The sequence below is a fragment of the Natronococcus sp. JC468 genome, assembly GCF_012163165.1.
In the GTDB taxonomy this organism is placed as follows: domain Archaea; phylum Halobacteriota; class Halobacteria; order Halobacteriales; family Natrialbaceae; genus Natronococcus; species Natronococcus jeotgali.
This window is the reverse complement of record NZ_JAAVUO010000005.1, coordinates 124,000-137,395: the sequence shown is the minus strand read 5'-3', so window position 1 is coordinate 137,395 and position 13,396 is coordinate 124,000. Positions and strand designations below refer to the sequence as shown.

The following is a 13,396-nucleotide window of genomic DNA, read 5'->3' as shown; positions in this document are numbered from 1 at the left end:
TCACGTGAAGATCGTCGGATCGCCCGCGCGGTCGGTGAGCCGCCCCTCGCGCCAGAGGTCCATCTCCTCGAGCCACTCGCGGAAGGCGGGCGCTGGGTCGCGGTCGAACAGCTCCCGGAGGGCGGGGGCGTCGTGGTAGCTGTTGGACTGGTAGTTCAGCATGACGTCGTCGCCCATCGGAACCGTGATGAAGTAGTTCGCTCCCGCCGCCGCGAGCAACACGGCGAGGTTCTCGATGTCGTTCTGGTCGGCCTGCATGTGGTTCGTGTAACAGGCGTCGATCCCCATCGGGATCCCGTGGAGCTGGCCCATGAACACGTCCTCGAGGCCGGCGCGGATCACCTGGCGCCCGTCGTAGAGGTACTCCGGGCCGATGAAGCCGACGACGGTGTTGACCAGGAACGGCTCGTACCGCTTCGCGAGCCCGTAGCAGCGGGCCTCGAGGGTGAGCTGGTCGACGCCCTCGTGGGCGTCGCCCGACAGCTCGGCGCCCTGGCCCGTCTCGAAGTACAGCACGTTCGGTCCCGAGGACGTACATCGACGCCGCGCGAGCTCGTGGGCCTCGTCGAGGAGGGCAACGTCGACGCCGAACTCGTCGTTGCCGGCCTCCGTGCCGGCGAGGCTCTGGAAGACGAGATCCGCGGGAGCGCCCTCGCGGATGGCGTCCATCTGGGTGGTGACGTGGGCGAGACAGCAGTTCTGGGTTGGCACGCCCCACTCCTCGATGAACTCGTGGGTCGCCTCGAGGATCCGCGTCGTCGTCTCGACGCCGTCCTGAACCGGATTCACGCCGATCACGGCGTCGCCGACGCCGTAGGACAATCCTTCTCGGGTCGCGTCGACGATGTTCGCGACGTCGTCAGCGGGGTCGTTGGGCTGCAGGCGAAAGGAGAGGGTTCCGCGCTCACCGACCGTCGTGTTACACCGCGCGGGCACTTCCATCCGTGAGGTGACCAGTGCCAGGTCGAGGTTCGACATGAGCTTCGTCACCGCGGCGATCATCTCGCTGGTGAGCCCGGGACGGATCGCCGCGATCTCTCGCTCGCCCGTGTCGGTGGCGACGAGGTACTCCCGCAGGTCGGCGACGGTCCACTCGCGGATCTCGTCGTAAACTGGCTCCCGAACCGATTCCTGGATGACCCGGGTAACCTCGTCCTCGTCGGCGGGGACGACGGGGTTCTCCCGGAGCGTCTCGAGTCGCATCCCCGCCAGCGCCCGCTTGGCGGCGACTCGCTCGGCGTCCGAGTCGGCCGCGACTCCGGCCAGCTCGTCGCCGGTCTTGGGTTCGTTCGCCTTGGCCAGTACCTCGACGACGGAGTCGAAGCGATCCCCCGCGTCGGGCGTGGTGGTTTTGACTGCCATCTCCCGTCCGACGGTAGGGCGGGGAGAACCTTCACCGTTCGTCAAATGTTACCAAACCACGGTTGCTGGAATGAAAGCGACGGCGCGTTCGGCGCTCGACGATAGCCACGGTTTTCTTCGACGAACCGACAGCGGTGGTATGAAACGAACGACGGTCTGGACGATCGCGATCTTCCTGTTCGTCCTCGGAGATGCGATGGCGATGCAGGCCAGGGGGCCGATCCTCTCGAGTCTGGAGGCGACGTTCGGGGTTTCCGAGAGCGCGCTCGGGCTGGTGGCGCCGGCCGGTACCGCGGGCTTCGCCGTCGCCGCCGTCGCGACGGGACTGCTCGCCGGACGGCTTCGAATGCGCTGGACGCTGTTCGCGGGCGTCGCCGGCGTCATCTGCGCGCTTGTCGCGATGGCGGCCGCGCCCGTCTACGCCCTCTTCCTGCTCGCGTTGCTGGCCCAGGGCGGCGCCGCGGGCGTCTTTCGCGGCGTCGATCGGGCGGCCCTGAGCCACATCCACTCGGCCCGCCGCGGGCGGGTGTACATCGCCTACGCGCTCGCCTGGGCCGTCGGCGCCGTACTCGGACCACAGCTCGTCAGCGTCGTCGTCGCAGTCGCCGACTGGCGGGTCGTCTTCCTCGCGCTCGCCGCGATCTTCCTCCCGGTCGCGGCCGTCGCCGCTCGGACCGAACTCCCCTCGATGGCGGCCGAACGATCGATCTCGATCGCGGCGCTTCGGGAGCTGCTGGGCCGGCCAGCCGTCGTCGGCGCCGCCGTCGGGATCCTGCTTACGGGGGCCGTCGAGGGGATCGTCTTCACCTGGCTCGCCTACTACGCCGAGGGGTTCTACGAGACCGGAACGGCGAACCTGCTGCTGTCGACGTACCTGCTGGCGTACGTCCCCGCTCGAGCGGGCTACACGCTGGTCGTCGAGCGGGTTCCCTACCTCGCCTTGCTGTTCGGGACCTCCGCGCTCGCGATCCCCGCGCTCGCGGCGGCGTTCTCCGGAGTCACCGGCCCCGCGCTGTTCGCGGCGGTCTTCGTCGCCGGCGCCGCGCTCTCGAGCGGGTTCCCGGCGCTGTCGGCGTACGCCGTCGAGGCCGCCCCCGAGTACAGCGGCCCGATCAACGCCGTGACGACGGGCGCGACCTACGCCGGGATCGCGACCGCACCCGCCGTCGTCGGCGTCCTCGCGGAGGCGTACGGCCTCGGCCGGGCGCTGTGGCTCACGGTCGCGATCGCGGGCGCGCTGGCGGCGACGATCGCGGCGACGTGGCTGTGGACGGGGACTCCGAGGGCGCCGACCGTCGACGCCAGCGCGTGAGAGAACGGGAAAAGCGGACGGCGACTCAGTCGTCGGCCGGGACAGCGCTCAGCTGGTCGTCGGCGACCGTCCCGTCGTCGTTCCAGCCCCGCACCTCGTAGTACTCCGAGAGCGCGGCGTCGAAGTCGGGCAGCTCGTACGGCAGCGCGTCGTCGGCGCGGTCGAAGCCGCGCTGGTTGTTGAAGTGCCGTTCGAGGGAGACGACCGCCCCGCCGATCTCGAGTAGTTCCTCGTAGTCGGCGTCGAGCAGGGTCGACAGGCGGTCCTCGTCGACGAAATCGCGCGAGAACTTACAGAGGACGGCGCTGTCCTTGATCGCGTTGACGTTCTCGAGCTCGACGACCTTCGGGGGTTTGTCCTCGAGGCCCTCCTTCTCGAAGGCCCGCTCGGAGTCGACCAGCGGGTACTCGTAGGGGTAGAACTCGGCGTACATGTGGTCGGCGCCGCGGTTCGAGGTGGCGAAGGCCAGCCCCTGCCCGTTCAGTGCCCGCCCGTCGTGGGCGGGGAACTCGAGGCCCTTGACCGACCAGTTCTCGACGCCGAGGTCGTCGTGGACGCGGTCGACTCCCTCGGCGAGGTCGTCGCCGACGCCCTCGCGGTAGGCGATTTTCTCGACGAGGTCGTGGATCAGGTCGGCGTTGCCGAACTCCGCCTCGCTGGCGAGGTAGGCCGCGACGGTATCACCACAGGAGATCGTGTCCAGTCCGAGCTCGTCGCAGAGCTTGTTCGACTGCATGACGTCGACGATGTCGTCGACCCCCGAGTTCGGCCCGAACGCCATCACGGTCTCGTACTCCGGCCCCTCGGTCTCGAGGCCCGACTCCTCGTCTCTGGTGGGGAGCTTGCAGGCGAACGCACACGCCGAGCAGGTTCCCTTCTTGTACTTCTTCTCCTCGACGCGGTCGCCGCTGACGCCCTCGGCACCCTCGAAGGACAGCTCCGAGAAGTACCGCGTCGGCAGCGCCTCGACCGTGTTCGCGAACTCGGTCATCGAGGAGGTCCCCTGCCGTTTCATGATGTGATCCGACTGGGCGGCCTCGCCGTGGACCTCCATCTGCAGCGGCGGGATCTCGACCTCGTGGGTCGAGTCGCCGTCGAAGGTGATCGCCTTGACGTTCTTCGATCCCAGGACCGCGCCCAGTCCGCCGCGGCCGAACGCCCGCTCCTCCGAGGTCATGATCGAGGCGAACCGGACCTCGTTCTCGCCGGCGGGGCCGACGACGACGGTGTGTTCCGATTCGAGGCCGTGCTCGTCCTCGATGTACTCGCAGGTCTCGGGGACGGTCGCCTCCTCGAGGTCCGGCACCGCCTCGAACTCGACGCGCGGGCGAGACTCCGTCTCGCTGCCCGACGAGTGTGACTCGTCGACCCCGTCGGTGACGTGGACGATCACGAGTTCGTCGCTGGCGCCGGTTACCTCGACGGCGCTGTAGCCCGTTCCCGCGAAGTTCCGCGAGAGAAAGCCGCCGGCGTTCGAGGAGAGCAGCCCGTCGGTCAGCGGCGAAACGGCGGTCGCCGACATCCGCCCCGTGAAGCTCATCGTCGAGTGCTGGAGCGGCCCCGTCGCGAAGTAGAGCCGATTGTCCGCCCCGAGCGGGTCGGCGTCGAACGGGATGCGGTCGTGGGCCAGCTTCGTCCCGAGCGCGCGCCCGCCGATGAACGACTCGAGGACGTCGTCGACGTCCTCGGTCGACGAGGTGCGTTCCTCGAGGTCGATCGAACACAGCGGTCCGCGAACGTGGTTCATACTGTGTACGGTATTATCGATCCCCATAAAACAGTTACTGTATACGGCATTATCGATGCTCTCGGGGTAGTTCCGCTTCGTCCTCGAGGGCGAGGTTCGGCCGGGACGGCCGGCGACGATAACCGGAACTGAGCGTCACTGCCCACCCATCGCCGGGCTGCACTGCGATCGGTGTGTGGATGGTTCAGTTCCGACGATAGCCGTCCAGGGAGGCGTCGGCGGGGAGGTGAAGTTCGTCGTCGAGGACGACCTGCAGGCGATCCGTCGCGAACAGGCGATCGATCTGGTCGTGCGTGAACGTGCCGTCGCAGTCCTCGCCGACGAAGGTTACCCGTTCGGAGGTGCGTTCGACGACGGTCGCGAGCGCGCTGCCGGTTCGGTAGTGATATCTGATCGTCGTTCCGAGGCGGAGGGTCTCCGCGGTGAGGGCGAGCGATCGTCCGTGTGGAACCATATCCGTTCCAGGCGTGCTGTCGATATAATTCTTGTGTACTATTGATTGTAATTATATTGGCTACCGGGACGTCATCCGACAGTCGCGCTCTCTCCCCCGGAAGTACCGCGTACACTGTCCTCACAGAACCCATCAGAAATAACTACAGTCCCCGTCTCGGAGTGCTGTTCGACCGTAGTCAGCCGAACAGACCGATTCCGAACTCGCCGCTCGCGTTGCTCGAGCCGTTGGTCGCGCTCGGTCCGCTCTCGTTTTCGCCGTCGTCGGAGGCGTTCGGTTCGGATTCGTTCTCGGGATCGGTCACGGTCTCGTTCTCACCGTCCGTCCCGTTCTCGACGTTCGTCTCAGTTCCACTATCCGTCCTGTCACGCGAGTTGGATTCAGGACTCTCGTTTCCGTCGTTACCGCCGCCGTCACCGTTTCCGTCGGTGCTATCTCCGCTCTCGTCGTTTCCGTCCCCGTCCTCGTCGGCACCGCTTCCGTCTTCCGCGTCGACGGATCCGTCGCCCTCTCCGCCTTCGGAGTCGTTACCGTTTCCCGTATCGCCTCCGCTTTCGTCGTCGTTACTACCACCGTTTTCGCTGCTGTCGTCTCCGTTTCCCCCGTCGGTTTCGCTATCGGTGTCGGTACTGTCCCCGCTGCTACCGTTCGTATCATCGCCGTTCCCGTCACCACTCTCGTTACCGCCGTTCCCGTCGTCGCTGTTACTGCCGTCGTTATCACCGTTCCCGCTATCATCGCCGCTTCCAGAGTCGTCGCCGTTTCCGCCGTCGTCACCGTTTCCAGTATCGTTGCCGTTTCCGCTGCCGTCGACGTTCCCGTCGTCACTGTTGCTCTCGTTTCCGGAGTCCCCGTCTCCGGTATCGTTGTTGCCGTCGTCGTTTCCGCCGTCGTCGCCGTTTCCGCCGTCGTCACTTCCGCTATCGTCGCCGTTTCCGCCGTCGTCACCTCCGCTATCGTCGCCGTTTCCGCCGTCGTCACCTCCGCTATCGTCGCCGTTTCCGCTGTCATCCGGGTCGTCACCGTTCCCGTCGTCGCTGTTGCTTTCGTTTCCAGAGTCCTCGTCTCCGGTATTGTTGTTACCGTCGTCGCTGTCGTCGCCGTTTCCGCCGTCGTCACCGTCGTCGCTGTCGTCGCCGTTTCCGCCGTCGTCACCGTTTCCGCTGTCGTTGTCGTTTCCAGAGTCGTCGCCGTTTCCAGAGTCGTCGCCGTTTCCAGAGTCGTCACTTCCGCTATCGTCGCTCGAGTCGTCCTCGGACCCGTAGGACTCCTCGCCCGGATCCGTGATGACGAGTTCGTATGCCGCGGTGTCCTCGCAGTTGTTGAGCGGGAAGGAGTAGACGGCGCGTTCACCCGGCTCGGGGCTGTCCTCCTCCCTGTAGAGGGCGGTCGCGAGCTCGGAGCCCTCGCCGTCGAAGATCCGGGCTTCCATGTCGATGGTAAACTCCCCGTCGGTCGTGTTCTCGAGCATGACGTGGACGTTGCACTCCTCGCCCGGCGGATCGGACGCCCAGGTGTAGGTGTGACGGCGGGCGACGAGCGAATTCTCGAGCGATTCGGAGATGAGGACCTCGCCGGGGATCGACTGGTCCTCGTACTGGTCTTGTTCCTCCTCGGACCCGTTGTCGTCCGTCGACTCGTTCCCCTCGGACTCGTTCCACTCCGGCGGACCATCGCCCCCTTTGGCCTGCTCGTCGTCCGAATCGTTCCCGTTCTCGCCGTCGGATTCGTCCCCGAGGGCGCCACACCCCGCGAGAATAGCCGAGATCGATACCCCCGCAGCCGTGCCGAACTCACGCCGATTGAGATCCATGTAACACTCCTCCTGACCGCTCACCGTCGGTTCGCTGACGATACATCTAATTCAGTTGTACCCTTCGGCGCTCCTCCGTGTTTAGCCCGTCGGATCGCCGAGGAAGCACTTGGTTCGCTGATACTATCGGGCGCGAACTATTTCTTCTGCAGGCACTGGCAACCGTCAGTGAGAGACCGGATCGAGACGATCGTCGCGGTCCTCGGCGTAGATCCGATCGATCCGATCCTCGAACCGCTCGAGGATGACGCGGCGTTTCTTCTTCATCGTCGGCGTCAGCATGTCGTTCTCCTCGGTGAACTCCCGCGGCACGAGTTCAAACCGCTTGATCGTCTCGTGGCTCTCGAAGTCCTCGTTGACCTCGGCGACCGTCTCGCCGACGTACTCCCGGACGCGGTCGTCGTCGCACACCGCCTGGGGGTCCTCGGGGAGGTCGATCCCCCGTTCGTCGGCCCACTCGCGGATGTGATCCGTGTTCGGAACCAGCAGGGCGCCGACGAACTTCTCGCCGTCGCCGACGACCAGACACTGTTCGACGACCTCGCTGGCCGCGAACGCGTCCTCGATCGGCCCCGGCGCGACGTTTTTCCCCGTCGAGAGGACGAGGATCTGCTTGACCCGATCGCGGAACTCGATGTAGTCGTCGGGCCGGAGGTGGACGATGTCGCCCGTTCGGAACCAGCGGCTGCCGTCCGCTTCGAAGAACGACTCCGCCGTGGCCCCCGGCTTGTTCCAGTAGCCCTCCGCGACGTTCGGCCCGCTGACCAGGAGTTCGCCGACCTCGCCGGGGTCGTCGAACGTCTCCTCGCCGGTCACCGACTCGTCGACCCGGACGTCGACGCCGGGCAACGACGGTCCGATCGTCCCGATCCGGGGCACCTCGGGCGGGTTGACCGAGACGACGGGGGCCGTCTCGGTGAGCCCGTACCCCTCGTAGATCGGCAGCCCCATCGCGTGGTACAGCGTGCAGAGTTCCTTCGAGAGGCTCCCGCCGCCGCTGATCAGGAGTTCGATCTCGCCGCCGAGCGCCTCGCGGACGCTCGAGAAGACCAGCCTGTCGGCCAGCGACTGCTTCGCGCTGAGGAGTGGGCCGGGATCGTCGGTCTCCTGGTACTCGACGCCGACGTCGGTCGCCCACTCGAAGATCCGCTGTTTCGTCCCCGACTCGCTGGCCTGCTCGCGGATCGTGTCGTAGATCTTCTCGTAGACGCGGGGAACGCTGGTCGCCGTATCCGGCTGGACGGTCCCGAAGTCCTCCTTGAGCGTGTCGGTGCTCTCCGCGTAGGCGACGCAGGCGCCGCTTGCAAACAGCAGAAAGTGGCCTGCAGTGCGTTCGAAGACGTGCGCCAGCGGCAGGTACGAGACCGACTGGACGGTCTCGTCGATCACCGGGAGTTCGTCGTCCTTGTCGGGGCGCGGTCCGTACCGCTTGCGGATCTGGTTGACGTTCGACCGGAAGTTCCGGTGGGTGAGCTCGACGCCCTTGGGCTGGCCCGTCGTCCCGCTCGTGTAGATGAGACTCGCGAGATCGTCCATCTCCGGGGCATCGAGCCACTCCTCGTAGGTCTCGAGGTCGAATGCGTCCTCGCCGCGGTCGTAGACGTCGGCCAGCGTCAGGACGTCGTCGTGGCCGTCGTACCCCTCGAGACGGTCCATCGAGACGATCACGTCGAGGTCGAGGTCGTCCTCGACCTCGAGAACGCGCTCGAGCAACGCCTCGTTCTCGACGACGACCGCGTCGGCGTCGGGATCCTCGAGCAGGTACCGGACCTGCTCGGGTGAGGAACCGGTGTAGACGGTCGTGACGACTGCACCCGCCGAGAGCAGCGCGAAGTCGGTCTGGGCCCACTCCATGCGCGTCTCGGCGAAGATGCCGACCCGATCGCCCGACTCGATGCCGAGCTCGCGAAAGCCCGCCGCGAGGTTGCGGACGACGGCTCGCATCTCGGTGTAGGAGATCGGCCGGAACGAGCCGGGGTCGGCGGGCTCGAGGACGGCGTCGGTCAGCGAGCGGTCGTAGATCCCGCCCTTGTACCGCTGGGCTGGCCGGTTGGGGTGGCGCTCGACGGCGTCGTCGAACAGCCGACCGAGCGTCGTTTCGCCGATGACCTCGTCCTCGTACTCCCGTTCGGCGTCCCGCCAGTGCATACCCGTCTACCAGTACCTCCCGATCGATAAAATGTGATGAAACTGAACGCATCTGTCACCCCGTTTATTCCTCGTCAGCGGCTCGACGACGGCGAAAACGGTCGGCTCCGGCAGTCAGTCCCGGTGATCCAGGTAGCCGAGGACGCCGCGGACGTTCATGCCGGCCTCGGCGCCGGCCTTGTGCTTGCCCCAGGTGTCGCCCAGATCCGACCTGGAGGCGAAGTGATCGACGACGGCGTCGTCGTCTTCGAGTTCCTCGCGTTTCTCCTCGACGTCGCCGACCCACTCCTCGAGGACGGTCGCGTACTCCTCGAGGGCCGCCTCGGCGTCGTCGCCGACGTAGCGCGGGCCGAAGTGAGCGTAACAGAGCACGTCGGGGTCGATCTCTTGGAGGGTCGCGACGTCCTCGAGGCAGCGCTCGAGGTGGAAGTTCGACGGCGGCGAGGTCTCGACGATCTCCTCGCGCTCGGGCACCCAGATCCCCGCGGCGTCGGCGGTAAAGACCGCGTCGTTCTCGGGATCCTCGAAGACGACCTGGTGGGGAGCGTGGCCGGGGGTCTCGTGAACCCGGAGTTCGTGGGTTCCAAGGTCGACGGCGTCGCCGTCCTCGATCTCGACGATGCGGTCCTCGGGAACCGGTTTCGGCTCGACGTAGTACTGCCACTGGTCGCCGACGGCGGCTTTCGTGCCCGCGACCAGTCGCGAGGGGTCCGCGAGGTGATCGGTGCCGATCGGGTGGACGTACACCTCCGCGTTGGGGCAGGCCTCCGCGAGGTAGCCCGCGCCGCCGGCGTGGTCGAGGTGGATGTGCGTCACCACGATGACCTCGAGCGCTTCGGGGGCGATGCCGATCTCCTCGAGGGCCGCGAGGGTCCGCTCGTAGTTCGTCCCGATCCCGGTGTCGACGATCGCGGGTCGATCGTCGTCGATAACGTAGACCGCGCCGTACCCGCTGGTCTCGTACATTCCCGTATCGACGTAGTAGAGGTCCGAACAGTCGCCGGCCGTGATCTGACGGACGTCACCGATTTCCATACCGGTAGGCCGTGGGCAGATAAAATAAAAGCTGGCGTCCCGGCCAGGCTACCGGTCGCGCTGATCCTTCCACTCGCCGATTCCCGACGGATCGAGGTGGACGTGGGCGTCGCCGACGTCCTCGAGTCCGCGGAGGCTCGCCACCAGTTCCGACTCGATGTCGTGCGCCCGCCGGAACGGCATGTCGCCGTCGACCTCGACGTGGACCTCGACCTCGAGGACGGGCCCGTCGTAGAAGACGGTGAGGTCGTGGATTCCCTCGACGGCGGGGTGGTCCCGGAGGATCTCGGTGATCGCCGCTCGCTTCGTCGGTCCCGGCGAGGCGCCGACGAGGTAGCCGACGTTCTCGCGGCCGATATCGACGCCCTGGTAGATGACCAGCAGGCTGACGAGCCCGCCGGCGATGGGATCGAGCAGCGGCTGGCCGAGCAGGACGCCGAAGACGCCGACGACCGCGGCCAGCGAGGTGTAGATGTCGTTCAGGCAGTCCGCGGCAAGTGCCTCGAGCGCGGTCGACTCGAGTCCCTCGTTGACGGCCTCGGTGTAGCGGTAGACGAGGTACATATCGACGATCGCGAACCCGAGCGCGCCGAGAAGCAGGAGACTGAACGAGACGTCGACGCCGTAGAGGATGCCCCGGACGGACTCGTACAGCAGGTTCAGTCCGAGGACGGCGATGACCGCGCCGACGAACAGCGCCGTCAGCGGTTCGATCCGTTCGTGGCCGTGGGGGTGGGTATCGTCCGGTTCGTCGAACGTGCTCCGTCCCCAGACGAGTACGACGAGGCTCGCGACGAGGTCCGCGACCGAGTGGGCCGCGTCGGCTACGAGCGCGACGCTACCGAAGGCCAGCCCCGCGGCGCCCTCGACGACGATCTTCACGACGTTGCCGAGGACGTTCGCCCACGACGCTCTCGCGAACCCGCCGCGTCCGTCGTCGACCATACGCCGTTTAGAGACAGTCTAAACTTGGGTCTTTTCCTTCTCGGTCACGAGCCCGGTTTCCGCAACCGTCATGTAGGTTGTGCGAGAACGATCCGTCGATCCGGGCGGTGAGGCCCATCAGCCATGACCGACCACCCGCTCGTCCGACTCGAGACGCTCGCGCTGATCGCGATCGGCGGTTTCGCCGGCGCGAACCTCCGGTTCTTTACGGCCGGTCTGTTCTCGGACGTACTCGCCGTCCTGCTCGTCAACGTCGTCGGGAGCTTCCTGCTCGGTTTCGTCGTCTACGAGGCCCAGTACGTCGGCGTCGTCGACCGGAAAGCGAGGCTGGTGTTTACGACCGGCTTTCTCTCCTCGCTGACGACCTACAGCACGTTCGCGGTTCAGACGGCCCTCGCCGCCCGGCCGTGGCTGCTCGTCGGTATCGTCGTCGCCAACTACGGACTCGGCTTTACCGGCGTGCTTGCGGGCCGAGAACTCGCCCGCAAGGTGCGCGACTGGCGACCCGCACCGACCGGCGGTGAGACGGCGTGATCGATCCTTCGGATCCGACGGCGCTTCTCGAGGTCGTCCACGCCCTCGAGCCCGTCCTCGAGGACGGCGCCCTCGAGTTCGAGCCCGCCCACCTCGTCGGCGTCGGCGGCGCGATCGGAGCGATGCTCCGGTACGCCGTCTACGAACGGCTCTCCGACGAGCGCTACCCGTGGCCGACGCTCGTCGTCAACGTCGTCGGCAGCTTCGTCCTCGGGGCGGTGACGTTCGCGGGTGCGGGCGAGTCAGTGATTCAGCTGGTCGGAATCGGCGTCTGCGGCTCGTTCACGACGTTCTCGTCGTTCTCGGTCGAGACGGTACAGCTCTACGAGCGCGGCGATCGCGGGCTCGCGGTCGCGAACGCCGTCGGCAACCTCGTGCTCTCGCTCGCGGCGATCGGACTCGCGTGGGTGGTCGCGAGCGCGGCGCTATGACGGTGCCGGACGGGACCGTCCGGGCGCCGTTTCGTTTCCGCGCTCTCCGCCGAAAGCGCATCTCGAGACCCGAGCGACGGCGTACCGTCCGCTCCGGTAAGTTTAACAAGAAACTGAGAAACGTACCGGTATGAGCGCACGGGAGGAGTTCTGGTCGATCTACCGCGAGGCGCTGCCGATCCTGCTGGTCGCCCTCGGCGGCGGGCTGTTCGCCGGGATCGTGCTCGAGGGGATGGTCGAGAGCGTCGAGCGATTCCCGGGACTGCTCGTAATGATCCCGGTCTTTCTCGCTACCCGGGGCAACGTCTATGGGGCGCTCGGCGGGCGGATCTCGAGCGGGCTCCACCAGGGGCTGATCGAGCCGACGTTCGAGCGCGACGAACGGCTCGTGAACGCGGTGGCCGCCTCCTTTATCAACGGGATCGGCATCTCGGTCGTGATCGGGATTCTCACCTGGCTCGCGTTGCTGATCCTGGGCTGGGAGGTCGCCGCGCTCTACGAGCTGGTCGCGATCATGCTGATCGCCGGCGTCCTCACCTCCGTCGTGCTCATCTTCGGACTGCTGGCGCTGATCTTCGCCGGGTTCGAGTCCGGCTACGATCCCGACAACCTCGTCGGCCCGATCGTGACGACCCTCGGCGACATCTTCGGGATGCTGTTCATGCTGTTCGCGATCGGCCTCGTGGAGGTGCTCGCCTGATGGACTCTCCCCGGGGCTCGCTCGGCTCCTGGGAGCTTCGCAGCATCGTCGGCAACATGTTCCCGCTGCTGGTCGTCCTCTGTGTGATCGTCCTCTGGGCCGGGATCACCCTCGAGGACGCCCAGGAGATGCTCGAGCAGTACGGCATCCTCGCGCTGATGGTTCCCACGATGGTCGACATGGGCGGGAACCTCGGCGCGATTCTCTCCTCGCGGCTCTCGACGCGGCTCCACCTCGGGACGACCGACTTCGACCCGCGAGACCGGGAGCTGTGGGCGAACGTCGGCGCGATCCTCGCGCTCGCGGCGACGATCTTCACGGCGCTGGCGTTCGGCGCCTACCTGCTCGGCGGCCTCGTCGGCTCGGCGCTCCCGCTGACGACGCTGCTGACGATCGCGCTGGTCAGCGGTCTGTCCGTCGCCGTCATCGCGGTCGTGTTCAGCTTCGCGACGACCTACGCGTCCTACCGACTGGGCGTCGATCCCGACGACACGACGATTCCGGTCGTCACGAACGTCGTCGACGTCTTCGGGATGGTCATCTTCATCGGCGTTTCCGCGCTCGTTCTCGGGTTCTGAGGGAACCGAGCTCCGCGCAGAGAGCGGACGGACCGAGAGGAGAGCCCGCGTGTGCCGTTCGTCCGTCGAGCGTCTGACTGAGCTTCAAGTGTCGGCGCGTGGGCAGTACGTACATGAGAGCCGAATCGATCCGCGACGAGCGAGACCGACGTCCCGTCCTCCGAGACGCGACGCGCCCGGGGGAGACGACGCGATGAGCTGGCTCGCGGGACTCCTTCCGACCCGAGAACGGCGGCGGACGACCGTCCCGTTCGCCCTCGCGGTCGTCGTCGTCGCCCTCGCCGCAGTGCTCTACCTCGAGCTCGTCGCGACGCTGCTCGCGTACGCCGGCTGACGT

13 protein-coding genes are annotated in these 13,396 nt (G+C 66.7%); 6 read left to right on the top strand and 7 right to left on the bottom strand.

Features of this window, described 5'->3' with window-relative positions; all coding sequences use genetic code 11:
- Nucleotides 1-1,362: an ethanolamine ammonia-lyase subunit EutB gene (locus GWG54_RS05085; RefSeq protein WP_167936747.1), complete on the bottom strand. Its 1,362-nt coding sequence runs from the start codon at nt 1,360-1,362 to the stop codon at nt 1-3.
- Between the two features lie 139 nt (nt 1,363-1,501).
- On the opposite strand from GWG54_RS05085, the gene GWG54_RS05080 reads away from it, so the two are divergent.
- Entirely contained in the window at nt 1,502-2,674 is a 1,173-nt protein-coding gene (locus tag GWG54_RS05080; RefSeq protein WP_167936746.1) for a sugar MFS transporter, read from the top strand.
- Between the two features lie 25 nt (nt 2,675-2,699).
- Here the strand turns inward: GWG54_RS05080 and GWG54_RS05075 are convergent, their stop codons facing one another.
- The 6 genes from GWG54_RS05075 to GWG54_RS05050 all read right to left on the bottom strand — a co-directional run bounded on the left by GWG54_RS05075 (nt 2,700) and on the right by GWG54_RS05050 (nt 10,816).
- Entirely contained in the window at nt 2,700-4,421 is a 1,722-nt protein-coding gene (locus GWG54_RS05075) for an aldehyde ferredoxin oxidoreductase family protein (RefSeq protein WP_167936745.1), read from the bottom strand.
- Nucleotides 4,422-4,605: 184 nt separating this feature from the next.
- The gene (locus GWG54_RS05070) at nt 4,606-4,875 is read right to left on the bottom strand and encodes a hypothetical protein (protein ID WP_167936744.1); all 270 of its coding nucleotides are present in this window, start codon (nt 4,873-4,875) and stop codon (nt 4,606-4,608) included.
- A gap of 178 nt (nt 4,876-5,053) precedes the next feature.
- Complete coding sequence (locus GWG54_RS05065) at nt 5,054-6,688, bottom strand: hypothetical protein (protein WP_167936743.1); 1,635 nt, start codon at nt 6,686-6,688, stop codon at nt 5,054-5,056.
- A 165-nt stretch (nt 6,689-6,853) separates the two neighbouring features.
- Nucleotides 6,854-8,836, bottom strand: coding sequence for a long-chain fatty acid--CoA ligase (locus GWG54_RS05060; protein ID WP_167936742.1), 1,983 nt, complete (start codon nt 8,834-8,836; stop codon nt 6,854-6,856).
- 114 nt (nt 8,837-8,950) lie between these two features.
- Nucleotides 8,951-9,871, bottom strand: coding sequence for an MBL fold metallo-hydrolase (locus GWG54_RS05055; protein ID WP_167936741.1), 921 nt, complete (start codon nt 9,869-9,871; stop codon nt 8,951-8,953).
- A 48-nt stretch (nt 9,872-9,919) separates the two neighbouring features.
- A complete protein-coding gene (locus GWG54_RS05050) occupies nt 9,920-10,816 on the bottom strand; it encodes a cation diffusion facilitator family transporter (RefSeq protein WP_167936740.1) in 897 nt (298 codons plus the stop codon).
- Nucleotides 10,817-10,939: 123 nt separating this feature from the next.
- Here GWG54_RS05050 and GWG54_RS05045 point away from each other — a divergent pair, with 123 nt between their 5' ends.
- The 5 genes from GWG54_RS05045 to GWG54_RS05025 all read left to right on the top strand — a co-directional run bounded on the left by GWG54_RS05045 (nt 10,940) and on the right by GWG54_RS05025 (nt 13,393).
- The gene (locus GWG54_RS05045) at nt 10,940-11,350 is read left to right on the top strand and encodes a CrcB family protein (protein ID WP_167936739.1); all 411 of its coding nucleotides are present in this window, start codon (nt 10,940-10,942) and stop codon (nt 11,348-11,350) included.
- Nucleotides 11,347-11,781, top strand: coding sequence for a fluoride efflux transporter CrcB (crcB, locus tag GWG54_RS05040; RefSeq protein WP_167936738.1), 435 nt, complete (start codon nt 11,347-11,349; stop codon nt 11,779-11,781). The genes GWG54_RS05045 and crcB overlap by 4 nt, the downstream gene beginning before the upstream one ends.
- A 130-nt stretch (nt 11,782-11,911) precedes the next feature.
- On the top strand, nt 11,912-12,481 hold the full coding sequence (locus GWG54_RS05035) for a magnesium transporter (protein WP_167936737.1): 570 nt from the start codon (nt 11,912-11,914) through the stop codon (nt 12,479-12,481).
- The gene (locus GWG54_RS05030) at nt 12,481-13,059 is read left to right on the top strand and encodes a magnesium transporter (RefSeq protein WP_167936736.1); all 579 of its coding nucleotides are present in this window, start codon (nt 12,481-12,483) and stop codon (nt 13,057-13,059) included. Before GWG54_RS05035 ends, GWG54_RS05030 begins: the two co-directional genes overlap by 1 nt.
- A 193-nt stretch (nt 13,060-13,252) precedes the next feature.
- On the top strand, nt 13,253-13,393 hold the full coding sequence (locus tag GWG54_RS05025) for a hypothetical protein (RefSeq protein ID WP_167936735.1): 141 nt from the start codon (nt 13,253-13,255) through the stop codon (nt 13,391-13,393).
- The last annotated feature ends 3 nt before the right edge of the window (nt 13,394-13,396 follow it).

Excerpts from the sequence above, each read along its gene's own strand:
- GWG54_RS05060 (WP_167936742.1), bottom strand. The coding sequence starts at position 8,836 with ATGCACTGGCGGGACGCCGAACGGGAGTACGAGGACGAGGTCATCGGC.
- GWG54_RS05055 (WP_167936741.1), bottom strand. The coding sequence starts at position 9,871 with ATGGAAATCGGTGACGTCCGTCAGATCACGGCCGGCGACTGTTCGGAC.
- GWG54_RS05035 (WP_167936737.1), top strand. The coding sequence starts at position 11,912 with ATGAGCGCACGGGAGGAGTTCTGGTCGATCTACCGCGAGGCGCTGCCG.
- GWG54_RS05045 (WP_167936739.1), top strand. The coding sequence starts at position 10,940 with ATGACCGACCACCCGCTCGTCCGACTCGAGACGCTCGCGCTGATCGCG.
- GWG54_RS05025 (WP_167936735.1), top strand. The coding sequence starts at position 13,253 with ATGAGCTGGCTCGCGGGACTCCTTCCGACCCGAGAACGGCGGCGGACG.
- GWG54_RS05080 (WP_167936746.1), top strand. The coding sequence starts at position 1,502 with ATGAAACGAACGACGGTCTGGACGATCGCGATCTTCCTGTTCGTCCTC.
- GWG54_RS05085 (WP_167936747.1), bottom strand. The coding sequence starts at position 1,362 with ATGGCAGTCAAAACCACCACGCCCGACGCGGGGGATCGCTTCGACTCC.
- GWG54_RS05070 (WP_167936744.1), bottom strand. The coding sequence starts at position 4,875 with ATGGTTCCACACGGACGATCGCTCGCCCTCACCGCGGAGACCCTCCGC.
- GWG54_RS05065 (WP_167936743.1), bottom strand. The coding sequence starts at position 6,688 with ATGGATCTCAATCGGCGTGAGTTCGGCACGGCTGCGGGGGTATCGATC.
- GWG54_RS05075 (WP_167936745.1), bottom strand. The coding sequence starts at position 4,421 with ATGAACCACGTTCGCGGACCGCTGTGTTCGATCGACCTCGAGGAACGC.
- GWG54_RS05050 (WP_167936740.1), bottom strand. The coding sequence starts at position 10,816 with ATGGTCGACGACGGACGCGGCGGGTTCGCGAGAGCGTCGTGGGCGAAC.
- GWG54_RS05030 (WP_167936736.1), top strand. The coding sequence starts at position 12,481 with ATGGACTCTCCCCGGGGCTCGCTCGGCTCCTGGGAGCTTCGCAGCATC.